This window comes from Clostridiales bacterium, assembly GCA_014799665.1.
Taxonomy (GTDB): Bacteria; Bacillota; Clostridia; order Christensenellales; family Pumilibacteraceae; genus Anaerocaecibacter.
In genome coordinates this window covers 117,515-140,537 of the sequence record JAAVHP010000004.1, presented here as the reverse complement: position 1 = coordinate 140,537, position 23,023 = coordinate 117,515, and the positions used below count along the sequence as shown (strand labels likewise).

17 protein-coding genes, 3 tRNA genes and 1 pseudogene are annotated in these 23,023 nt (G+C 42.3%); 7 read left to right on the top strand and 14 right to left on the bottom strand.

The annotated features are described in order from the left end of the window. Window positions 1-17 precede the first annotated feature (17 nt). The 7 genes from HDT28_01345 to HDT28_01315 form a co-directional block, all read right to left on the bottom strand. Window positions 18-1,100, bottom strand: coding sequence for a MoxR family ATPase (locus HDT28_01345; GenBank protein ID MBD5131228.1), 1,083 nt, complete (start codon window positions 1,098-1,100; stop codon window positions 18-20). Further along, entirely contained in the window at window positions 1,087-2,184 is a 1,098-nt protein-coding gene (locus HDT28_01340; GenBank protein ID MBD5131227.1) for a hypothetical protein, read from the bottom strand. Before HDT28_01340 ends, HDT28_01345 begins: the two co-directional genes overlap by 14 nt. 148 nt (window positions 2,185-2,332) lie before the next feature. Beyond that, window positions 2,333-5,962 carry an InlB B-repeat-containing protein gene (locus HDT28_01335; GenBank protein ID MBD5131226.1) on the bottom strand — a complete coding sequence of 1,210 codons (3,630 nt, stop codon included), beginning with the start codon at window positions 5,960-5,962 and terminating at the stop codon, window positions 2,333-2,335. Window positions 5,963-6,778: 816 nt separating this feature from the next. After that, complete coding sequence (locus HDT28_01330; protein MBD5131225.1) at window positions 6,779-7,876, bottom strand: hypothetical protein; 1,098 nt, start codon at window positions 7,874-7,876, stop codon at window positions 6,779-6,781. Between the two features lie 360 nt (window positions 7,877-8,236). Next, window positions 8,237-8,641, bottom strand: a complete 405-nt coding sequence (locus HDT28_01325) for a hypothetical protein (protein MBD5131224.1) — start codon at window positions 8,639-8,641, stop codon at window positions 8,237-8,239. A gap of 359 nt (window positions 8,642-9,000) precedes the next feature. Continuing rightward, entirely contained in the window at window positions 9,001-10,365 is a 1,365-nt protein-coding gene (locus HDT28_01320) for a hypothetical protein (protein MBD5131223.1), read from the bottom strand. Between the two features lie 25 nt (window positions 10,366-10,390). Beyond that, a complete protein-coding gene (locus tag HDT28_01315; GenBank protein MBD5131222.1) occupies window positions 10,391-12,592 on the bottom strand; it encodes a zinc-ribbon domain-containing protein in 2,202 nt (733 codons plus the stop codon). 94 nt (window positions 12,593-12,686) lie between these two features. Here HDT28_01315 and HDT28_01310 point away from each other — a divergent pair, with 94 nt between their 5' ends. The 4 genes and pseudogenes from HDT28_01310 to HDT28_01295 all read left to right on the top strand — a co-directional run bounded on the left by HDT28_01310 (window position 12,687) and on the right by HDT28_01295 (window position 15,676). Next, on the top strand, window positions 12,687-12,935 hold the full coding sequence (locus HDT28_01310) for a hypothetical protein (GenBank protein ID MBD5131221.1): 249 nt from the start codon (window positions 12,687-12,689) through the stop codon (window positions 12,933-12,935). Window positions 12,936-13,564: 629 nt separating this feature from the next. Further along, complete coding sequence (locus HDT28_01305) at window positions 13,565-13,846, top strand: hypothetical protein (protein ID MBD5131220.1); 282 nt, start codon at window positions 13,565-13,567, stop codon at window positions 13,844-13,846. A gap of 192 nt (window positions 13,847-14,038) precedes the next feature. Continuing rightward, window positions 14,039-14,548 (top strand): annotated as a pseudogene (locus HDT28_01300) (recombinase family protein). A 225-nt stretch (window positions 14,549-14,773) separates the two neighbouring features. Beyond that, window positions 14,774-15,676, top strand: coding sequence for a hypothetical protein (locus tag HDT28_01295; GenBank protein ID MBD5131219.1), 903 nt, complete (start codon window positions 14,774-14,776; stop codon window positions 15,674-15,676). Here the strand turns inward: HDT28_01295 and HDT28_01290 are convergent. Continuing rightward, window positions 15,628-15,716 (bottom strand) — tRNA-Ser (locus tag HDT28_01290). The two genes, HDT28_01295 and HDT28_01290, sit on opposite strands and share 49 nt — an antisense overlap. A 174-nt stretch (window positions 15,717-15,890) precedes the next feature. Here HDT28_01290 and HDT28_01285 point away from each other — a divergent pair. Then, window positions 15,891-16,631, top strand: a complete 741-nt coding sequence (locus HDT28_01285) for a hypothetical protein (GenBank protein ID MBD5131218.1) — start codon at window positions 15,891-15,893, stop codon at window positions 16,629-16,631. Window positions 16,632-16,754: 123 nt separating this feature from the next. Then, window positions 16,755-16,830 (top strand) — tRNA-Pro (locus HDT28_01280). Between the two features lie 114 nt (window positions 16,831-16,944). On the opposite strand, the gene HDT28_01275 is transcribed toward HDT28_01280, so the two are convergent. Continuing rightward, on the bottom strand, window positions 16,945-18,660 hold the full coding sequence (locus tag HDT28_01275) for a hypothetical protein (protein ID MBD5131217.1): 1,716 nt from the start codon (window positions 18,658-18,660) through the stop codon (window positions 16,945-16,947). A 392-nt stretch (window positions 18,661-19,052) separates the two neighbouring features. Here HDT28_01275 and HDT28_01270 point away from each other — a divergent pair. Next, window positions 19,053-19,141 (top strand) — tRNA-Ser (locus HDT28_01270). 38 nt (window positions 19,142-19,179) lie between these two features. On the opposite strand, the gene HDT28_01265 is transcribed toward HDT28_01270, so the two are convergent. From HDT28_01265 to HDT28_01245, 5 genes are all read right to left on the bottom strand, one after another. Beyond that, window positions 19,180-20,262, bottom strand: coding sequence for a TIR domain-containing protein (locus HDT28_01265; GenBank protein ID MBD5131216.1), 1,083 nt, complete (start codon window positions 20,260-20,262; stop codon window positions 19,180-19,182). A gap of 380 nt (window positions 20,263-20,642) precedes the next feature. Further along, window positions 20,643-22,121 (bottom strand): site-specific integrase, encoded by a 1,479-nt coding sequence (locus tag HDT28_01260; protein MBD5131215.1) that lies wholly within the window; start codon window positions 22,119-22,121, stop codon window positions 20,643-20,645. Between the two features lies 1 nt (window position 22,122). After that, entirely contained in the window at window positions 22,123-22,341 is a 219-nt protein-coding gene (locus HDT28_01255; protein MBD5131214.1) for a helix-turn-helix domain-containing protein, read from the bottom strand. Between the two features lie 51 nt (window positions 22,342-22,392). Then, the gene (locus HDT28_01250; GenBank protein MBD5131213.1) at window positions 22,393-22,620 is read right to left on the bottom strand and encodes a hypothetical protein; all 228 of its coding nucleotides are present in this window, start codon (window positions 22,618-22,620) and stop codon (window positions 22,393-22,395) included. A 15-nt stretch (window positions 22,621-22,635) separates the two neighbouring features. Continuing rightward, window positions 22,636-23,001, bottom strand: coding sequence for a TnpV protein (locus tag HDT28_01245; GenBank protein ID MBD5131212.1), 366 nt, complete (start codon window positions 22,999-23,001; stop codon window positions 22,636-22,638). Between the last annotated feature and the right edge of the window lie 22 nt (window positions 23,002-23,023).

The window sequence follows — 23,023 nt, the reverse complement described above, 5'->3', positions numbered from 1 at the left end:
TAATCCTTAATTCCAGATTACTTTTTATTTTCCTGTATAAGCTTGCCTATAATATCGTCGACGGAAAGCCGCTCGTTGAGTGCGGTGTAGTTGACCTTTATTCTGTGGCGAAGCACGGGGTACGCCAGTGCGTCTATATCCTCGTACGCAACGTTGTAGCGCCCCTCGATAAGCGCTCGCACCTTGGCGGCTGTAATGAGCGCCTGCCCCGCTCGCGGCGAACATCCGTACTTGACGTACTTTTTGGCCACCTCGCCGCTGCTTTCAAGCTCGGGATGAGTGTTGGATACCAAACACATTGCGTAATCGAGTACGTCGGGCGTGACGGGCACACTTTTAGCAAGCGCGCGCATTTCGAGAATTGTCTTGCCGTTTACGACCGCGCACGCCGTTTCGTCCATAGTAACCTGCGTCATGTTGATTATATCGGCAAGTTCCTTTATCGACGGGAAGCCGACGAGCAGCTTGAACATAAAGCGATCCATCTGCGCCTCGGGCAGCGGATATGTGCCGTCCTGCTCGATGGGGTTTTGCGTGGCGAGAACAAAGAACGGCTCGTCAATGGCATACGTCGTGTTGGCGACGGTAACTTTATGTTCCTGCATGACCTCGAGCATGGCGGACTGCGTTTTGGGCGTGGCGCGGTTGATTTCGTCCGCCAAAACAAGATTGGCAAATATAGGCCCGCGACGGAACAGCGTGTGCATTTTTCCGTCCTCGCCCTTTTCTATCACGTTAGTTCCGGTAACGTCGGACGGCATAAGGTCTGGCGTAAACTGTATGCGAGAAAACGGCAGTTCCAATACCCTGCCGAGCGATCGCACCAAGCGCGTTTTGCCGACGCCCGGCACGCCTTCAAGCAACACGTTGCCTCCGGCGATAATCGCAACAATAACGTTGTTTACAATTTCTTCTTGACCGACCAAGTCCTTTTTAAGCTCTTGCTTAATAAGCTCGACTAAGCGGCTGAAATTTTCTACCTGCGCTTTGGCCGCGGGTGCTGTTTGTTCCGCCTGCGGCGTGGGTTCGGCTTTAACGTGCGTTAATTCCGTTTCCGCCGCTTCCGTAGCTTGCAAATCGACTTTTTTAGTTTTCTTCATTATTTTCGCTCTCCTTAAAATCGGAAAAGTATTTAGCAACTATAAGCTCCCACTCACTGCGGGATATTGTTCCTTCCAGCATAGCCTGCTGAATGATTGCGTAATATTTGTCGCGCGTTTCTGTATCGCCGCTCGACACGTAACCGAGTTCGGGATCGAAAAACGGCAAGCCGTTTATAATAAGCTCGCCCGTGCCCGTGTTGTTACCCGGCGAAACGGGCTGCTCCGGATTTTGTTCACCGCCGCCCGACGGATCGCTTCCGCCGCTCTGTGAAAGTCCGAATATCTCGTTGAGCCTGTTAATTACATACTCTTCTTCGTCGCTATTGTTTTGCTTTTGCTCGTCAGTTACGCCGTCATGCTCGTTAGCCGCCGTCACGGCGTTGCGGATTTCGGTAACGGTGTTGCGAACAAACACAGTAAGACTGTTTTGCGACACGCCGCCGAGCAAAATGTTGCGTAAGCCCGTAAGTGCGGTAACCATGCCCGACTTTGCCGCCTCGTCCGCCTTTTTAGACGAACGCACATATTCTATAAGCTCGTCAAGCGCTTGCCACTCCCAATCGGTGACATCGCGCGGCGGGTCTTTGGGCGGTACAGTTCCACTCGGCGTGTTTTTAGAAGTATCGGCATACACCGCTATAACGGGCAACGCACCCACGCCGATTGCAAGCGCCACGGCGAGTATTATTGTCACTATAAAATTGCCGAAGCCTAGCTTGTTTGGAGTATTAGACAGCGCCGTTTCCGCGTCGGAGCGCTGTAAGTCCAACATTACACCGCCGCTGTCGCGGTACACATACGCCGTTTGCACGCGCTCGGACAAAGATAGCTCTGCGTCCAAACGCTTGGCTATTTTGCCGTCGTCGGTGCGAAAGCACAAAAAAGCCACGCCACCGCCCACGGCAAAACCTGCAAGCGCAATAAGTAAATACCATACCCATAACAAATGCACACCGTTCAAAAGGCAGGAAAAAAGAACGATATTGACGATCAAAAAAGCACAGCAAAGCGCCGCCAAAACACATTTGACGATTATGCCAAGCCATATCCTTTTTTTGAACTTGTCGAAGCTTTCGTTCATTTTGCTCCTTGTATTTTGTGCGCCGCTATTCGCGAAAAACATGTTTTTATCTTTTATCTCTTTATAGCCGTATGGCTACCCCGAAAAAATCGAGGTAGCCTAAGCCGTTTTTATTGAATTGTAGTTTTTCGTAAAGGATTATTCATTCCTATGCCTGCTTGGTAAGAGTGCCGGTCAAGCCCGCGTCATCTACTTCGATTGTATTGCCCGAGATTGCCAGCGTGACAGTGCCCATATAATACGTAAACGAATACGTACCCGTGGCAGCGTTATAAGTAAGAGTCACCTTATTTGCCATTGTTTCGTCGGCGCTGATATAGGTTACCGTTGTCCCATCGGCTTCGATTATTATTTCGGAATCATACTCCGCGACTAATCCGGTATACCTGCCGTCGATAGGTTTTTTCATAGTGAAAGCTTCGTCAAACCATAGCTGCGCACTATCGTTGAACAGGATGTTACCGCCCTCAAAAGAGATTGTAGCGGAATATTCCTCATTATAGGTAAACCTGTATACGCCGCCGACAAGCTTGATTTCGATAGGGAACGGAGTGCCGCCATCCATACTTGCCACCGTAATCGTACCGTTACCGAAACGGTCGAAAGTCAGCGTAACGGCCTCGGGATCGCCCCAAACAGCGCCTGTACCTTTGTATGTACCCGCCTGCTCTTCGGTAAATAAATAGTTCAACTTAGTAAGCGTAACCGTTAATCCTGCGTCGTCGTCATGCTCGATGCACAACACGTCGCCGTCCTTTAAGGTTAACGATTCGGTAAACACTTGGACGCCGTTCACATATATGCCGACGTAAACGCCGTCAACGCTTACGGGAGCGGATACGGAATATGAACCGGCGGTAACCTTGTAATATCCGCGCACAATTTCGAAGCCTTCTTCGGTTTCGACGGACGCGCGCAATGTTATAGTTGCAGTGTCGCCGGTAACATTAACTTCTTCCGGATAACCCTCGGTACCCTTTGCAAACGTTTGACTAAGCGTAAGGGTTTGCTGAGTAGCCGACTCGAGCTTGAAGTAAACATCTTTACCTGCGGGTATCGTAGCGGTAAAGCTTTCCCCGCTTTGCTCCGCCGTAACAACGTCTCCGCCCTGTACCTTTACGGTGAACGCCGCGCTGCCGGTTACGGTAACGCTTTCACCCTTGGTGGAAGCAATGTGGTAGCTTGCGCCCGTTGCCGCCGTTGCGGTAGCAGTCAAGCTGTTATCTGCGGGCGTGCCTGTAAGAGTCAAATCGGTTGCGCTCGCAGAATAATCTTCGGAAACGGAGACAGTAACTTTTTGCCAACCGTCTTGACCGACAACTTGGATATTAAGCGTTAAGTTATCTTCTACCGTTATAGCCGCGTACGGATTACTGTACGTTACCCCGCCATACCAACCTTCAATAGCGCCGCCGTATCCGTATGGAGTTCCGTTAACATTATACAACACAAATACGTTGTATCCGTCAACCAATACATTCACCAGGTAATCACCCGCCGACGGCGCCGTGTACGTGAAATAATAAGCAGGAAGGTCAAACGCATCCAACGTAGCCGCACCGTTTTCGAGTGCTTTGGGATTGGACTCGGATGTGCCGACAGGGGCCTCGGGTCGAGCGACTGAAACAGACACTGCGGCGGGAGTTTCCATATATACGGCTATAAGCTCGTCGGCGTTCAAGTACATGACCGCGCCGGTTTTTATTTCGACTGCGTTTTCAAAGTCGGTATAATCGTTAGGGTTGAGATTTTTCCAACCCTTTGCGTTTTCCGGAATAGTGAACGAATACCAGCCGGCCTCCTGCACTTTGTACAAACGAAGTCCTTTTTGGAAGTCGTTTGCGGTAAGGTCTGCGGTAATTTCTACGGTAGGCAAATCGGTAAAGACCCACTCGAACTTAGTAAGCGTGTCGAGAAGCGTCGTGCCGTCCTTTTCGTAAAGCGAAATCGTCTTTTTATCTTCCGCAATGGTGAGCTTATATTCCACGATCGTGCTTCCGGCGACTACGTGCACGGTATACACACTCGAAGTATCATCATAGCCCATTACGTATATGGCGTCGGCTCCCGTAGCGCCAAAATACTGCGAGTAAGACGTAGTTCTTATAGCGTATGTTGTGCCGATGTACTCCGCGGTTTCCAAACCGAGATTTTCGGGCGGAACGACTCCCGCTTCGCCCTTGCACACGAATTCGACTCCGTTAACGACGATGGCTTCGATCTCTCCGCTTGCGTTGAGCTTAGGCCTTGCAACATATTGATCGAAAGAGAGTTTATTCTTTGCGGTATCGTACGTAGCGGAAATCAAATCGCTGTAAGCAATAGTTATCCTAGACCCGTCCACCGTCCTTGTTACGTATCGCACCGTCGTTGCGTTCGTGAGCGTGTTGTCGTAAATATATATGCCGATTATTCCGCTTTTTGCACTAGATGTGTCTCTATCGGACTCGGACGGTCTGGGAGTCAAAGTTCCCTCGCCCTCTCCGCTCGTGCTTCCGCCGCTCGTGCTTACGGGTTCGTAGTAGCCCACGATGTCACTGAGATCTACGGGATCCTGCTCCTCGCCGAACCACAGAGTAGAAGCCGACGAACCGTTGCTGTCGTTGGTTAATTTATACGTACCGTTTGAATAGCTGAGATAGTACGTTACGTTGCCCTGTTCGGCAGTAGATTGCACAAAATAAATCCTATCGTACTTGCCGCCGATATAACGGAACGTATACGACGCACCGTTAAACGTCAAGGTCTGATGCTCGGCGTCCGTTCTGTTGGTAATTTCAAGCTCGTTGGTGACGTTGTAATACTCGCCTTTAAGGAAGTAATCGGCGGGCATAGGCTCGTTTGTAACCTCGGTAACGATGGGGCTGACGGAAACGTCGTCGCCCTCTTCGCCTAAGAACGTGAACAAAATATATACCGTTTCGTTCTTATCGATATCGACGGTTATTTCGGCAAGATCGCAATCCTTGCCGTATACGGTTTCGCCCGTTTTGGTCGTGGTAAACGTAGCGTTTTCGTTGTTTGTTCCCATGCCGAGCGATAACGTGTATCTGCCGTCGGCGGGAGCCTTGAATGAATAGTATACTACTTCGTCCTTTTTGGCTTTTTGCGCGTTGCCTAAGTCAAGCTCAAGCTTGTATGCGTATTTCTTGCTCGCGCCGGGAGTGGTATCGTCTTCAAACCATGCGTAAATCTCGGTAGCCGACGTGATCGTATCGGTAGCGAAGTCGAACGCAGTTTGGTGCGCGGCGTCCTTGTACCAGCCCTTAAACTTGTACGAGTCGTCGTCGGCAGGCGTTTCGGGCTGAACAACTTTGCCGTCCTTGCCTATGTACTGCGTGGCGACAGTGCCGTGTCCGTCCAAGTTAAACGTTACGGCATAAAATCCGCGGCCGCATACGTCGCATTTTTCGTCGGCGCTCTCTGCGCCCGTTTCGTTATTCTTTTCGTCTACGTGCGCGGCTTCTGCGGTTTTGTCGCCGCACTCGCATTCCTGCCAGTGCACCAATGCGGTTGAATTCCACTGATAAACGTGCGCGTGAAGATTGGCACCGCAAACGTCGCAAAGCTCGTCTTTGCCCGCTTCGCCCGTAGCGTTCACTTTTTCGTCTACGTGCGCGGCTTCGCCGGTCTTCTCACCGCACTCGCACTCCTGCCAGTGCTTGTCGCCTTCGAACTTCCACTTGTAGTCGTGCGTGTGGTCGTCACCGCCGCACCCGACAAGCGCTACGGCGGACACAGCCGCCACCGCCAAAACGGATAAAAACTTCTTTTTCATTATATATCTCCTTCCTAAATATATACTAAATTAACAAAAGGGCGCCCGAAAAAATCTTTCGACGCCCTTGTCATACAAGTTATATATTTGCACAAGTATAACACTATAAAACAAGTTTGTCAACTAAATTACAGACAAACGAGAAAAAATTACATATGTATAGTTACGAATTCCACCAAAATTATTACTTGGATCGGAACAGAAAAACGACTGAAATGGAAAAAAGGTCGCAGTAGAAAAAACACGCCAGATACAACCACTTGAATATGAAAAGTAAAATCCTTTTTTAATTACTTTGCTTGTAAGAAATACGAAAACGGCGAAGAAAAGAACGAGTTTCCAACTCGTTCATATATCGCGTGGTGTTATTCGACGATTGCGTTTATATCTTCTACAATACTTCTCCGAATACGCCGACGAAGGTTAAGTTAGATGAATGCGACTTAAACGAACTCCGTGAATATCACGAAAATAGAAAAAGCACTCAATTTGTTCCTCTTGGGTTCAAATTGGGTGCTCTTGGCGGGGCAACGGTTGTCAAATTTGCTCCATTTCGTTGATGCTAAACAACGGTATTTAACAATGTTAACTACTATTTAGTGTATTACAGCAATAAACAAAAGGACAGCTTTGTAGAGAATATAAAATTTGTAGCAAAAGAAAGCCGCAAATTTATGATTCAAGTACAAATCGGTTTATCATTTTTTATATGGAATATTGTCTTTATCAGTATGACTATTGTGTCATATAACGTAAACACAGCGAAATAAGAAATATCGTTTTTATCTTCAATATATCAGTTGGAGAGTTGGAGCATTATTCTCGTAAAAGCTCATCTAATTCTTGTATCTTCTTCTCCATTGCAGTATCAAACAAAGATAAATCATATTTACTTAATCCAGCATTCATTGTAAAAGTGTCCTTTTCGCCACCCACAAATATAACTAAATATATATTACTAACTTTATTTTTATAAGCGAAATAAGTACCGAAATTATTTATATAGTTATTTAATTCATTAGTATTACTTAAATAGGCTTTTCGGATAAACAAAATTCCATTATCTTTTTTATTATGAGCAAATAGTGGTATTCCCCATGTTTTATCCTTTATTTGTTCGAGTGTTCGACAATAAAAAGATATTATTCGATTTGCTAAATTAGCATCAGCACTAAATAGCATATCAAATAATTCGGGAATTTGTGTAGAATAATCTTTGTATATCATTGAAAGGAATTCATTATAAAATTGAATATACTCTGGTTTTATATCTTGATGGTAATAGTTTTTAATTAAATACATTTCCGCATAATCTTTTTCTGTTTGAGGTATAGAAAAGAGAGTTAAGTCATCGGTTAAATCTTCAAAAATAAACCTTCTTCCACCATCCAAAGGCATATATTCGCTACGTTGCAAAGCGTACCCCACTATATCGTATGGAATACTTATAGTTTCAAGCATTATACCAAAATCTTCATAAGAAAAAATATTAATTATCTTATTAAGTGATTTTGAAAAATGGCATCTATCATAAGTTGTAATTTTACTGTTACAAAATACCACTAATTGAATAGTGGATTTATTATGATCAATATTTATATGATTCTTTTGCCTATTATCTGAATATGTGTAAAAGTCAATGGTATCGTTTTTAATAGTATGTTCTGATTCCTTCGCTTGCCGAATAGCCTTTTTTAATACCGTCTTTTTGAACCACTGTAGATCTTCGCTTTTACCGCTTTGATTTTTTCCCTTAACTTGGATGCAAATATAAAAATCTATAAATTCTATTAGTATATCGCACAACTCATTTTCTCCATCACTATTGCTGAAAAAAACATTTGTATAGATGTTTTTTTCAAAAAAGAATTTTTGTGCGATTTGTGCCGTCAATTCTTCCGAAATGTTCGTCATTTTTACTCCATTAATTTTTCTTCGGGAGAGATGTTATATATTGTAAAACCCTTTTACAACATACATAATACTCCAAATATAAAATTTATTATAGCATACTTTTCGATATAAATAAAGTATTAGCAGTTGTATTTTCAATAAAATGCCTTACTTCCTGAAATACGATTGGCATTGCTTTTTCCAGCAACCTGTTTTTTATTGCCGAGAATGGCAATAAAAAACAAAGAAGCACTAATCTTTACTACTCCGTAAATCTTTTTGCCGCTTCACAATGACAGCGCACATAAAGCCTATATATACAAAAAGACAGCCCGTATATGACTGCCTTTATTGATTTATTATTGTGCGATAAATTGAAATTTACTGAAATACGTTTATGATATATCCATCTATTGTTGTAATACTACAAGTCTTGCCACCCCACGGTTGAGTTACTACCTTTGTAATTTTATCCCATCCTTTTGATTTGATATAAGCATACATTTTGTCGATGTCTTGCACTTGCATAAATGAGATTGCGCGTGGTTCGGGTTTATCCCTGAACAACTGAAAGCCTGTAAAAGGCGCTAAATGAGTAATTTCAATTTCCGGAAGTATGTCAAAGACTACTCCATAGCAGCCGTTGCCGGCCTCATCTCTTTCAACCACATTGCTGTACCAACCCATCACTTCTTCAAACCACTTAACGGTTTTGTCCATGTCTTCCGTTAGGTAGATTGGGGCATTTTCCTTGACATAATAGCCCTTTTCAGAAAATTTGCTCATATAATCCTCCGTAAAATTACTGTTTATCGTAGAGTTATTATAGCATATTATTTTCGTTTATTCAAGCAAAAAATAAAGACACTCCGAGATTTCTCACAAAGTGCCTTTTATGTTATTTGGTATAGTTTCCGTGTTCGTCACGCTTTTGCGTTAAATACGCTGGCGACTTTTTGCCCATTCGGACTGTTATCATCGCATCCCCGTCAATAAAGTCTATTGAGATTATTGACGGGAGCAAATACGATGACGATTGGCGGCACGTCATCACCCGAATTTGAACTTTTTATGTATAATGCGCGGTTTGGAATTATGCTAACATTGTAATTTGTATTAGACTTTATTTACACGCTAAGCTAAAACTACTCAAATAAATCTCTTAATTCTTTTGGTAATGCATCAATTAGGCTACTTGGTTCATCTTTTCTCTCTTTTGAAAGATCATCCACTTCATCATTAGAAAGCAATCTTAATCTATATTTCAATTCATTTGGGATATTCTTATTTAGAATACAATAACTTTCTAATGCATCAAAGTATATTGCCATTTGGATTAAAATTACTGTTTCGTCTTCCAATTCAGTATTGGTGAAGGCAACGTATTTATTAACAGCTTCTTTCATTTCGTCTAATAGTCGACGAATACGATCTTTTTCAAAGTAGTTAGTTGTATATAACGAATATATTTTACTTAAATTGTACCCATATTTTTTTAGCGTATTTAACTCGTATGTATCAGCATAATATAGTTCATAAAACAAAAAGCTACTATTATCATTTTTAAGCCCGCTGTTTTCATATCCATCAAAAGACATATTTTGCAACGCATTGTATAGGAATGTTAAACTTAATCTTATCGCTTCTTTATACTTTTCAAAATTAGCATTATTGGCTGGGTTTGATAATCGATAGGCAAAGACGGTCGCATAAAAATCGAAAACTTCATCTATATCATCACCATAACGACGATTATACTCATTTCGCAGTATAGCTATTCGCTCTAAGTCGTTTTTGCAATCACTTAGTTTTTTTATTGGAATTTGCCTGAATTCTTCATATTTCGTATTATTGTATTTACGAATCCCTACAATAATCTCCGGTATAAAATCTAACCATCGCTGTAGATAATGTTGAAATTCTACGACATTGAGAGGGATATATTTATATGTGTATTCGGGGACATTGGCGCCATTTGATGTATCTTCGGGGAAATTATAAATTATAGCTACTAAATCACCACTAGCTAAACGATGACTCATATCCCAATCTACACTTGTGCAGCAACCCATTTTTTCATTGAGCATTATTTTTTTATGATGGCTAAATGTTGTTTCAGTTGGATGAACGGAACATAAAGACCGAACATAACTAAACCATTCATCATCCGAGTATTGAAGATTAAATGACGAAGATAACCTTTCCACGGGAGAAGTGTCCACTTCGAAAATATTAGCCATAGCCTTAATATTTTCAATTACTACATAAATATTGTTAATAAAATCGTAGAAATCAAATGCAACCTCACTGTTGTTTTTCCCAAGTTCCAAGGTGTTTATGTAGCCTACGGTATCGTCAATCCGATCCATAGCGGCACACATCCGTCCCCACGATTGATAATAAAATTTTTCTTTATGTTTATTTGTCTTATTTATAGCAAGAAATGTGTTCTCATTCATTGCTCCCCGTAAGTCAGTTAAAACTTGTAAATCATAGTTAAATGTAAACATTTTTCAATTAACCCCATAACGAATATTATTGATTTCTATTTGCGTGTGATATTTTAATTCTATGGCAATTAGGGCAACCGCGCCCATTAAATCTACTACTTACAGTTGCTTGCCACTCATGACCGCATTTTGGACACAGCCACCAAACTTTTTTACTGCAATTCGGTAAAATCATATTTGGTGTTAATGTCGCATTCTTTGTGGGATGCCATTCACCTGCAAGAATTGGATTTACCGTACTTAAATCATTAACTCCTACTTTTGCGACACGACCGCTACAACACGGACAACCGTGTCCTGCACTTCTACTGTGTGGGGCAGATTGCCACTCATGACCGCATTTTGGACACAGCCACCAAACTTTTTTGCCGCTTTTTGGTAAAACCATATTAGGCGTTAAAGGTGCATTCTTTGTGGGATGCCATTCACTTGCAAGCGTAGGATTAGTTGCGGCTAAATCGTTAATGCCAATTTTAGGAACGCGCCCACTACAACATGGGCAACCTACGCCCTTACTTCTATTATTAGGAGAGGATTGCCATTCATGTCCACATTTTTTGCATAACCACCAAACCTTTATTGGGCTTGCGGCTGTAATATTGTTGGGGGTTAAACTGCCATTTCGAATAGGATGCCAATCTTCCGCCAATTCAGGATTGTTTTGTAATAACGAGCCATTAGTTGAAATATATCCCTTGTGAAAGGTCTTACCTTTTTTAGCATTTCCACAAATAGCACAGCCACTGCCATTAGGTCTTGTTCTTGTGTTAATTAAAGCACGCCAACTGCGTCCACATTGCTTGCATTTCCACCAAACACGATCATTTGAATGCAATGAGAACATCGAGGGTAATAAACGTCCATTCTTTTCCCAATCCCATTCTTCTACCAAATCGGGGCGCAATTCTTCTAATGAACCATCAATATCAGTTAAATAACTATGAATTTCCTCTTGATCTCTCTCCACATCAATTGTCATATCTCTAAATAACGAAGCCAATGCGTCGGTACAACCACGAATATGAAGGATATAATCAAGCAATGTGCTTATTAGTTGGTTCAGTTTTGTATAATTGCGCCGCTTTTCTACATAAATAATGTGGTCGGCCACATCATCCCAAATATTTTTATGATTTTCCTTTACGCGAATTAAATATATGTCGTGATTTTTGCATATTTCATACTTCTTTTTTTCTTTAATGTGCTCTTTCTCGGTTCTATGCCAATTCAATCCGTCATACTCAATTCCTAATTTTATATCCGGAACAAAGATATCGAGTTCCATAGAATTTTGAAATATATCTTTGTACCGATTAATTGCGCAGGGGAAAAGTTTTTTTACATAATAAAGAATTGCCTGCTCAGGAAATGAAGTTTGTCGTCTTGCACTACAAATAGGACACTTTGTATTGTCTGTATCGCGATCATGTGGGGTTGCTTGCCATTCATGTCCATAAGAACACAACCACCAAACTTTTTTGCCGCTTCTAACCGTAACTTGATTAGGGGTCAGATCCCCATTTTTTGTTGGATGCCACTCTGCCGCTAATTCAGGATTAAGCGTTGCTAAATCCGTTTCCCCATTAATTGCACATCTTCCACTACAAAATGGACAGCCGTGTTCTCTAATTGTCCTATGACGAATAGATGTTTCCCACTCGTGTCCTTTTTGGCATTTCCACCAAACCTTTCGGTGTGAGCCTGCCAAAACAGCATTAGGCAATAAGGAGCCATTTTTTTCATAATTCCATTCATCAATTAAATTTGGGTGAGTAGTTGCTAAATCGTTAAAACCTACTAGGACTTTATTGTTTACGCAAAAAGGGCACCCGCGCCCGCTTGCACGACTTACAATACTTGCTTCCCACTCATGCCCGCTAGCACAAAGCCACCAAACTTTTTTTGAGCTTCCCTTAGTAACTTCATTAGGAGAAATATTATCATTCTTGTATGGATGCCATTCTTTTGCTAAATCCGGATTAGTTGTAGTCAAATCATTAAATCCCACTTGCACTTTTCTATTAGAACAGTAAGGGCAACCCGTTTTGTTTTTTGTACGTTCTTTTATACTCGCTTGCCATTCGTGCCCTAACGCACATTTCCACCAAGCAATTTTATTGCTTCCCGATAATAAACAGTTTGGCATTAAATTAATTTGAGCATTCTTTTCCCAATCCCATTCATTCATTAGATTTGGTATTTCTGAGATGTACTTCGATTCACTCATAACACTATATCCTTTGTTAATGACTTTCACGAAAATTATATCATAAAATATCGAAAATCGCAAGAGAAACGATCAGAGCATTCAGTCTTATATATTGGCTATCGTAAATTTTTTACAAGCAGGTAAAGAAAATAGCCAAAACAAAGTTTTGCATATTTTGAACGAACAGCAATCGGGAAACCCGATTCTGTTTTTTATTTTCGTCCACAACGGAAAATCGGGTTTCCCGATTGTTCCGAAAGTCAGTTTTTCAAAATCAACGGATTTTGGGAAAACTCTTTACCTGCTTGTAATCGCGGTGCGATTCCCAAAATATTTTTCCGCTTCTTGGTTGCAAAACTGACCATAAGTGTTCTTGGTTATATGAGGACATACAAAAGAAATTTTCGGCGTTTCGGTTGTGAAATGCAAAAACTGTCCTTGGATATATAGAGGGGTAGGAAAATTTATTTGAAGAAATTTGAATTCAGACCGTCAACTTTTCAAGATAAAGTGTCCTAGGATAAGTGAAGGGATTTTTTGAGAAACTTTTGTCCGCGCGTCTATATTTTTCAAAAAAGTGTCCTAGGGATAATAGAGAGATAAAACTTTTTTGAGAAATTTTCGTCCACGAATAAATATTTTCGAGATAAGTGTGCTTGGTTAAGTAGAGGAAAATATTTTGAAGAAATTTTTACGTTAGACCCCGAACTTTTTCAAAAAAGTGTCCTTGGATATATAGAGGGAATTAAAAAAGTTTTGCCTTAGACCGTGTACTTTTCGAGATAAGTGTGCTTGGTTATATAGAAGGACTTTGAAAATTCTTTTTAGAAATTTCTACTCAGACCGTCACGTTTTTAAGAAAAGTGTGCTTGGTTAAGTAGAGAGATATTTTAAGGAGGTGCAACTATGAGCGGATAAACTCTTGACAAACAACTATTAGTAGAGTAAAATATATTCAGTCGTATATATACGATTATATATATTTACCCTATGGAGGAAAGAACAATGGCAACAGACAGGTCTATTAAAGACAAGCGTTATGAAGAAAAGCATAAGGAAGAAAGGAAAGCGAAGTATATGATTTGGGGTACAAGCGTACCGCGAAAATATGCCGAAGAAATAAACGAGTTCTTGGCGAAGTACGGGTTTACCAAAGTGCAACTCATCGAAGCAGGCTTTAAGGCTTTGATGGATGAAGCTGCCGAAACGGATACTTCTCTTGCCAAGACTATGGATGGCTACGACGATTTCTTTGTATCGGAGAAAAAGTAACTTCTTCCTTATGGATGGGAAGCGAGAAAAAATAAACGGATAGCTCGACGTCCACAAGGGACTAAATTATTTTCAGTAAGAACTTTATATCCGTAGATTTGGCTACGGGTACAACACAGCAAACAGACTATGAAATTACACAAGAACAGATAGAAACAAGCGCAACAATATTAGCGAATATCTTGCTTGACTATGTTAAGCAACACGGAGATACTTCTATCTTATCCCCCGAAAGAGTATTCGGCAAAGGAGAACACAATGAATAAACGAGCGGTTATATATGCGAGATTCAGTTCGCACACGCAAACGGAACAATCAATCGAAGGTCAGCTTCGGGAATGCTACGACTATGCCAAACGCCACGACTTACTTATTGTGAACGAATACATAGACCGAGCATTGACTGGAACAACGGACAAGCGTCCTAACTTCTTGCAAATGATTGAGGACAGTAAGAAAAAGACTTTCGATTACGTTCTTGTTTACCAACTTGATCGCTTTGCTCGTAACCGCTACGATAGCGCGAACTACAAAGCCAAGTTAAAGAAAAACGGCGTGCGTGTTCTCTCGGCGAAAGAAAATATAACCGAAGATGCAAGCGGTATTCTCATTGAGGGTGTACTTGAAAGTATGGCGGAATACTACTCGGCGGAATTAAGTCAGAAAGTTCGTCGCGGCATTAGAGAGAGTTTGAGCAAAGGTTATTTCATCGGCGGCTACAAACTGTTCGGCTATGACGTCGTGGACAAGCGTTGGGCTATAAACCCGATTGAAGCACCTATTGTCAAAGATATGTTCGAGCGGTACAAGAACGGCGAGAAAGCAAAAAGCATTGTCGATAGATTAAACGCGCAAGGCATACACAATAAAACCGGTGCAAAGTTTACCGTCAATTCGTTTGCAAAAATAATACGCAACAGCAAGTATATGGGCATTGTCATCAGTAATGGAACGACCTACACAAACATAGTGCCTGCGATTGTGGGCGAACAAACCTTTACTCTTTGCAATCGTGTAATGGACAACCAACGCCATAAGCAAAAGACTGTACAAGGACATAGCGAATACATACTCAGCGGAAAACTGTTTTGCGGTAACTGTGGTACTCTTATGACCGCCGAAGATGGAACGAGCCATACAGGAAAAGTCTACCACTACTACAAATGCTTTAACCGCAAACTCCACAAAGAACAATGCAACAAGTCTAACATTACCAAAGAAAAGCTCGAAGATTTGGTATTTGGCAAGACAATTGAGTACGTACTTCAATCGGGCGTTATAGATAAACTTTCGCTTACGGTTACCGAAAAGTTTAACGAAGGTTTGCAAAAGTCCGACACGCTTGCACTACTTGAAAAAGAACAAAAGCAAGTGCAAAAAGCGATTGACGGTTTTCTCTCTGCAATTGCGGCAGACATTGTTACTAAGTCCACCAAAGAAAAGTTGCTATCATTAGAACAACAGAACGATGAATTGGAAAGCAAGATTGCGGTAGAAAAAGCACGACAAATACAGCCGCTCGACTATGAGAAAGTAAAAGCGTTTTTGAACTACTTTGCAAGAAAGCAATACGAAAACGGTGAAGAAAAGAACGAGTTTTTCAACTCGTTCATATACCGCGTGGTTTTATTCGACGATTGCGTTTATATATTCTACAATACTTCGCCAAATACTCCAACAAAAGTGAAGTTAGACAAAAGCGACTTAAACGAACTGCGCGAATACCGCAAAAATAGAAAAAGCACTCAATTTGTTCGGCTTGGGTTCAAATTGGGTGCTCTTGGCGGAGCGGGTGGGATTCGAACCCACGAGCCCTTGCGGGCTACCTGATTTCGAGTCAGGCCCGTTATGACCACTTCGATACCGCTCCATTATTCGTATAGGCGTTAATTCAAACGCTTAATTATTTTATCAAACCGCAATAGGTTTGTCAAGCCTTTTCAACCATATCTTAAAATTAGTCATGCGCCATAACGCATGCGCGCCTGCCCGCCCCTCCTTTCTTTTGCTTGATTATTTTTGTCGAATATGATATATAAAGCTCATGGAAATGTCTAATGTAGACTATTCGGATATCGAGCTGTTAAAGTTCGTGCTCAAAGTTCTTTACGAGCACGATTACGACGAGCTGGCGTGGCGACTTCTCGACCGCTTCGGCAGCGTGCCCGATATTTTCCGCGCGCCGTACACTGTCCTACTCAGCGAGCAGGGCGTGACCGAGCGTGTCGCATCGTTCTTCTCGGTCGCGCGCCCCATAGAGCGTCAAGCGCTACTGCGTTCAGCGCAAAAGGTCAAGCTGGCGACCGAGTTCGATCTCGTGCGCTATGTAGCGGTTTACGGCATGAACGAGTCCGATCCGTTTGACGTATGCATTTACCTAAACAACCGAAGCAATATCGTCGGAACGACAAAACTCGTCGATGCAGACAAGTTCAAGCAAGCGGTCTACTCGGCGTGCGGCTTCAATGCAACGCGCGTAGTCATCTCCCGCTATATCCCCTACGCGGAGCTCGAACCGTACGCGCCGTCGCTCGTCCGCTTGCGTTCACTCATCAATGCAATCGACCTTTTCGACCATATCGGCGTTCATGTCGTCGACTACTACGCCTACGTTCCGGATCGCTTTTTCAGCTTGCGACGAAACCTCGAAACGAACTGCAACGATGTTCACGTGACCGAGGCCTGCCGCGAACCGTACGCAAAAACGAGCCTTCTCAAACCACTCATTGACCGCTATAACAAGCTGACCGACGGCAATCTAACTCTACCTCTTTTGGGCGACTGACGACCGATCGGTTCAGGTCTTAATTGAACAAAAAACCACCCTTATCGACTTCAACGCAATTTTATAAAAGAAGCGTAAAGCGTTTGACAAAACAGAAAATAAAGGGTATAATATTTTAGCTGACGAGGTGTAGCGCAGTTGGTAGCGCGCATGGTTCGGGACCATGAGGCCGCGAGTTCGAGTCTCGCCACTTCGACCATAGCAAAAGGACTGTCCAAAGGACGGTCCTTTTGCTATGGTCGAAGTGGCAGAAAAGGTCGCACGCGAGCCCCGCGGACAACCTCGCCGCAAAAATACTCTTACCGTTTTTATTTTATTCTATTTCAATAATTATAACGGGTCGGGTGTTAATATCTGTCATTCCCAAAACAAATGCGAAACCGTTCTCTTGGGTCGCCGTGAACTTATTCCCGCCGTTCACTGTTGCGCTAATGCTTTCGCTACTTTGCCTATACTCGTAAAGTTTACTTTCTTCGTGCCCGCAAACTTCAAATAAAATTTCTGCGCCGACGCTTTTCGCCGAACAAGTCAAGTCAACTTCCGAATGAACGATAACATTACTACTGCTGTTCGTTATTATAAGCAATAACTTTTCGTCAACTCGCTTTTTATAAGCTACACCGTCCACGGTTATTCCGTCGGCAGTCACCTCGACGCGTTTACCGTCCAAAACCCAATCGGCTTCGTCAGTCGCAAGCTCGCACGGAACGCCGTTGATCGCCGCTCCGCTCGACGTAATAACAGCGACCTTGTCGGAATTATAGTACGCGCCGGAAATATCCGAAAGAATATACAGCGTAGCCTCGCCCTCGAACGGAAGATATCCGTCGCGCAAGTAAAGCACACCGACGGTATATTTTCCCACTTCCGTAAAAGACGGTTGCTTCGCCACATACACACCGTCAGTCTCGTATAACACTTTGCCATCGTACTCGATATTCAACTCGTGCGAGTACCCGTCATAAATGATTGTTTGAACGCAAGCCGCCACCGACTGTGACGGGAGCAACGAAAAGTTCAGCTCAACCCTCGTTATTGTTCCGTCAGCCTTAACGACTAAACTGTCGTCTTTATGACTACCCGTTGTGTCGCAGTAATTAACATTGTCAAGCTCGTAAATATCCTCGCCGTTCAGCGATAAAACAGCCCCACCGTCCTCGAAGCAAATATCCACTGTCAGCTGCTTACCCGCTGCAAAATACAATTCATAATCACCGCAAATAAGCCTGTAAGCGCAATCGGTCGCGGCGATATGTGCATAATCGTTACCGTCGAAAGTGAGAACGCCGCCAATCACACCGAACGCCTTGTCGCCGATAATTCCCTTTCCGTCAATCCCGTAAACAAGCGCAAACTCCTCGTCGCCGACAATTGCGCTGTCGTCAAGCACTTCGATAACGCCGAATTGTGAGTTCAAATACCGACCGCGAATATCCGGAAGAATAACGAGCGCACACGACGAAGCGTAATCGCCGTACAACCCAGTCACGCGATAATAAATTTTATATTCACCCACTTCGGTAACGCCGAACGATTGCGCAAAATTCTCGCCGTCGAGCGAATAAGAAACAACATCGGTCGCGACTGTACCGACAACGGAAATATTATGCGGCTCACCGTCGTAGATAGCGACGACGGGTTCTGCCGAAATCCCAACCAAAATAGATCGACGAATAGTTACCTTGGTCGAGCCGTTATATTGTGCAAACCCGTTTGCAACGGGACGAATAACCTTGAACCGCACTACGTACTCACCCGGAAAAACGTACGCGGGCGACAAAACGTCGAAGTCATCCGACTCGCCTTCAGCATAGTACACTATGTCACCGTCAATCGTATTGAGTACAGATATAGCGTGTTCCCTGCCGTCGTAAACGACGTCGACCTCTGGCGCGTACACTGTAAATACCGCATCGCCGGGCTCAGCGTCTGCGCATCCGAAAAGAAAGCCGAACACAATCAAGCAAACGGCAATAGCCAATACTGCCGCGAAGCGAAAAATCTTCACTTGACCGCTCGACGTTTTCATGTAATGATTTTATCATACCGCGCGATTTTTGTCAATTCTTGTCGACAGCGCGATTTCGCTCGATATATCCGAAAATGCTTTACTTTTATCTCAAGATAATGATATAATAAGTAGGATAAGAATACGGAGGCGTATCGAAGCGGTCACAACGATGCGGTCTTGAAAAGCGATTGATTTCAATGGGTTTATTCCACTAAATCTTTCTACAAATATTTTAAGACTTCTCGCAGACACCGCTGAAATACTTGCTTTCAACATCGAAAACGATGTAAAATAGCCCTACGCGGCAACTCGTTCAATCGGTCAAGTTTTTCTACAAAAAACCAAAGCGAACATCAACTTCTACAAATATTTCTACAAAATGTTTTTGCGGAAATCATATCAAAAAATACGGAGGCATACCGAAGTGGTCATAACGGGGCAGTCTTGAAAACTGTTAGTCTGAAAGGGCACGGGGGTTCGAGTCCCTCTGCCTCCGCCATAGACAGTAAAAGTCGGACATTTTGTCCGACTTTTTTGCTAAGCTAATATCTTATTTTTTAAATCTAGATCCGCCTCAAAAACTTGATAAACCCACGTATTAAGGGCGAAAGAACTTTGAGGATCAAGAAAATTGTAATAACCTACACCCGTATAAATAATACGTTTTTGCTGCAAGCCCACAACAATAGCACTTGTTGGATCTAAAATAACCTCACCAGATTTAGAATCGAAAATATTTTTAATAATCCTTCTTTCAGCAGGAGTTACTTTAGAAAGAATATCTTTCAGTTTTTCCAACTCTTTATTTCCTTGTTTTTCCTTACTCAACTTACCCTCTTGTTCTGCGGCATCAATAAAGGACTGCGTATCTTTTATAAAATTGTCAACGAGATTACGGTACTCTGTAGGCTTTTTAGGCGATAACCCTAAAACTTCTTCGAATTCTTCGACAAAAGCTGTCATGCTTTTTTCATCACATTCCGTACACTTATCTCCACCACTTATAAAACCTTTGATATCATCAAATGAAATATCTGGCAATTTAATATGAAACAGGTTTTTACTTTGTGTTCGGTTGTCAGCTAAAATCCAACCCGCGCCAAGCTCATTAAGGCAATAGTTACTACTTAAAAAGTTTTTAGATATTATATAAATTAAAACCCTATCTTCTATGATTTCATTACGTACCGCTTCTTCAATTTTCTTTCCATGCTTAACCCCTTGACCTTCAATTGAAGAACAGAAAACATTATTGTGCGCAACTCCAAGTAGCTCAAAAAACTGCGCAAGTTTAACGACAAATCCTTCATCCTTGGAAGAATGACTAATAAAGACTTTATCTTTTTGAATGACAGTTCTATCCATTTCTTGTTGATTTTCTTTCATCATAAAATAAGCTCTCCCTTTTTGTTCTATGCGCCCCGATAATGGTACATTATCTCCCCAAGAAAGTTTAGAAATATAGCCATCCTCTCGTAATAGTTTGATTTGCGAGCGGACTTTTTGACTTTCTGCCCAACTGCAATTTTCTAATTTAAGACGTAAAACAGCAGGGAAATCTTTATCATTATTTAAAATTTCCTTTAATAATTCTTCTGTTTCAGGATCTAATAAATCCATAAATCTATCCTCGTTAAATGTTTATTGAGTTAACTAATATATAAGTTCCAAGATTATTAAGCATTTCATCAACCGTATTTGCTTGTTGAACAATCGCTTTCATATTAGCTTTATGGTAATCGTTTATTTATAAATCTTCAATACGAAACTTTATTGTTTCCTTGGCTTTTTCTTTTTCGCTTTTATAAGGATTAGATAAATTTAAGGCTAACAATAATCTGTCAATAGGACTATTCATAATACACTCCAACATTTTATTTCATTATATCACACAAGTCAGAATAAATCAACCAACACTGCATACATACAATTAAAATGAATAAACAACGACAAACGGGCAGTCGCTATCGGCTGCCCGTTCTATCATTGTCTAAAACTTTTTAAGTTGTAGCGTAATTTCGCCTTGCTTTGACTTTCATAAATTCAACGTAGTCAAAGTATTCGTCCAAGCTTTCAAATCCGAGCCGCGCCATTTCCGCTTTTGCTTTCTTGTACTCGGCGACCGAATCACCTTCCGGCTGCTCATCATATGTAGATACGGTTTGCTCTTCCTGCTCTATGCTGTCGTTGACTTGCGCCGATTCATCTACTTGCACAGAAACGATTTGCGCCGCTTGCGCGTGTTCCACGCCTCTAAAAAGTGTTGTCAGCAGTGCTTGCGCTTCGCTTGTATTTTGCGCTTTTACGCCCAACGTGCCGCCGCCGAAAACATTTGTAAGTGTACTTGCTACATTCAGTTTCGACGAGTAATTCAAGTGGCTGTAAATATCGGCAGTCGTACTTATGGCAGAATGACCTAACCACTCCTGTATTTCTTTCATACTTACACCGCAAGCGATTAACAGACTTGCGCAACTATGGCGCAGTTCGTGGAATCGTATCGGCGGCAAACCGTGTTGCGCAAGCAGAGATTTGAAGTGGCAAGTAAGCGTATTAGGGTTGACAAGCTTGCCGAGATCGTCCACCCAAACGTAGTCGACATACTGCATATCGTAACCGTTAGAATAAAGCTGCCGATTGTTTTCTTGTTTTGTGCGGAGTCTCAGCAGCGCATCTTTTATATCCGGTATAAGTGGCATAGTGCGCTTGCTCGATGCGTTTTTCATCATATCTTTTTTGATGAGTTGCAATTTGCCGTTTACGCAAGTTTGCACTACCGAATGATTGAGCGTGAGCGTATTCTTTTCAAAGTCTATTGAGTTCCACTGCATACCGCACAGCTCGCTACGCCGCAATCCGTAAAACGCGGTCATCTTGTACATCAACTCGAACCTGTCGCCTTGCATACAATCGAAAAGCGTTTTGAGTTGTTTTATATCGTAATACTTTGCTTCGTATTTCGGGCTTTTAGGCTTTTGAACTTTTGCGGCAGGATTGACGGGTATAATATCCGTGCGGTAAGCAATCTCCAATGCTCGGCGGATTATAACGTGCGCGTGCGTACACGCTTGAATTGTTTTGCCGTTATCCGTAAGCCATTTGTAATACATCTGAATATCCACCGGCGTTATGCCTTGCAAAGTGATACCACGCTCGTTAAAGTACGGAGCTATGTACTTTATTTTATTCTTGTATGCGGCGTAAGTAGATATCTGTAAATTTTGTTTTGCAATTTCAATCCACTCGGTAAGATAGTCTCCGAATAACAAATCTTTACTGCTCGATTGCGCTTTTATTGCGGGAACATTTTCTCCGTCGAAGTCCGCTACGATTCCACGCATCAATTCTTCGGCGGCGCGCTTGTTGTTTTTCGCATCCAAGCCCGTCGCTACCCACTTTTGCTTATTCTTTCCACTTTCGTCTTGGTAAGATATTACAACGTAGTATTTTCCGTTCTTTGTAGTAAGTCTACCTTTCATCTCAGCCTGTCTCGCTTAAAAACTCGATTACGTTCTTCTTTGCAATTATGTATCTACGCCCGACCTTTCGCGCTTTAATCGTTCCGTCCTTTAATAGCTTATAGGCAAGCACTTGCCCTATATGTAGCATCTCGGTAACTTGCTCTACGCTTACAACGTCGGGATATTCCAAAAACATAGTTGCACTTGTTTGTTCGTTTTGGTTTATATTGTTGTTCATTTAATCTCCCTTATTTTTGTTGAAGCCGAAAACAAGGGATAGAGACTATTTTTAGTCTTGTTTCGGCTGTTGTGCCGAAAGGAGAGCATTGTAGCCGGCGTAAATCAACTGCACCTTAGTAATGTTGTTTGCCTTTAAGAATGCAGTAATTTCCTCATACTTTTCTCGCGGTATCATAGTTTGAAAGTTACCGCTTGCGGCTTGCCGTTTGTCTTTGTTCTTTTCTTCATAGCGTCTACGCGCTTCCCTCGAAGGGGTATTTTCTTTTTTAGTAACCATTATTTTTTACCTCCGTTACTTCACGTACACAAGCTCGGTTAATATTTCTTCTTCAATCAGACGTTGCATTTCATTTATTCGCCTAACGTCTTCCATATAGTTTCCCGTGCGCTTGTACTTTTCCGATGCAGACAGCTTTTCTCTCATTATTTCGCTTAGCTCGTCTGCGGCTTTGTCTATTCCGTGCAAATAGTTTGACAATTCTCTGCCTAATGCCCAATACTTTCCTACGACGTGTTCTTCTAAATACTGTTTTGCCAACGTCCCGTACTTTCCGTAAACATGGGGTACGGGCTTGACAATCTTTCTGTACTCGATTATTTCTTCTACCGTAAGCCCTTCGTCGTTATCTACTTTTCTTAAAAGGTTTGCTCTATCCATAATGTCCCCCCATAAAATATTT

Excerpts from the sequence above, each read along its gene's own strand:
- HDT28_01260 (MBD5131215.1), bottom strand. The coding sequence starts at position 22,121 with ATGAAAGGTAGACTTACTACAAAGAACGGAAAATACTACGTTGTAATA.
- HDT28_01265 (MBD5131216.1), bottom strand. The coding sequence starts at position 20,262 with ATGGATTTATTAGATCCTGAAACAGAAGAATTATTAAAGGAAATTTTA.
- HDT28_01320 (MBD5131223.1), bottom strand. The coding sequence starts at position 10,365 with ATGTTTACATTTAACTATGATTTACAAGTTTTAACTGACTTACGGGGA.
- HDT28_01330 (MBD5131225.1), bottom strand. The coding sequence starts at position 7,876 with ATGACGAACATTTCGGAAGAATTGACGGCACAAATCGCACAAAAATTC.
- HDT28_01315 (MBD5131222.1), bottom strand. The coding sequence starts at position 12,592 with ATGAGTGAATCGAAGTACATCTCAGAAATACCAAATCTAATGAATGAA.
- HDT28_01325 (MBD5131224.1), bottom strand. The coding sequence starts at position 8,641 with ATGAGCAAATTTTCTGAAAAGGGCTATTATGTCAAGGAAAATGCCCCA.
- HDT28_01335 (MBD5131226.1), bottom strand. The coding sequence starts at position 5,962 with ATGAAAAAGAAGTTTTTATCCGTTTTGGCGGTGGCGGCTGTGTCCGCC.
- HDT28_01340 (MBD5131227.1), bottom strand. The coding sequence starts at position 2,184 with ATGAACGAAAGCTTCGACAAGTTCAAAAAAAGGATATGGCTTGGCATA.
- HDT28_01345 (MBD5131228.1), bottom strand. The coding sequence starts at position 1,100 with ATGAAGAAAACTAAAAAAGTCGATTTGCAAGCTACGGAAGCGGCGGAA.
- HDT28_01245 (MBD5131212.1), bottom strand. The coding sequence starts at position 23,001 with ATGGATAGAGCAAACCTTTTAAGAAAAGTAGATAACGACGAAGGGCTT.
- HDT28_01275 (MBD5131217.1), bottom strand. The coding sequence starts at position 18,660 with ATGAAAACGTCGAGCGGTCAAGTGAAGATTTTTCGCTTCGCGGCAGTA.
- HDT28_01285 (MBD5131218.1), top strand. The coding sequence starts at position 15,891 with ATGGAAATGTCTAATGTAGACTATTCGGATATCGAGCTGTTAAAGTTC.
- HDT28_01250 (MBD5131213.1), bottom strand. The coding sequence starts at position 22,620 with ATGGTTACTAAAAAAGAAAATACCCCTTCGAGGGAAGCGCGTAGACGC.
- HDT28_01305 (MBD5131220.1), top strand. The coding sequence starts at position 13,565 with ATGGAGGAAAGAACAATGGCAACAGACAGGTCTATTAAAGACAAGCGT.
- HDT28_01295 (MBD5131219.1), top strand. The coding sequence starts at position 14,774 with ATGGGCATTGTCATCAGTAATGGAACGACCTACACAAACATAGTGCCT.
- HDT28_01255 (MBD5131214.1), bottom strand. The coding sequence starts at position 22,341 with ATGAACAACAATATAAACCAAAACGAACAAACAAGTGCAACTATGTTT.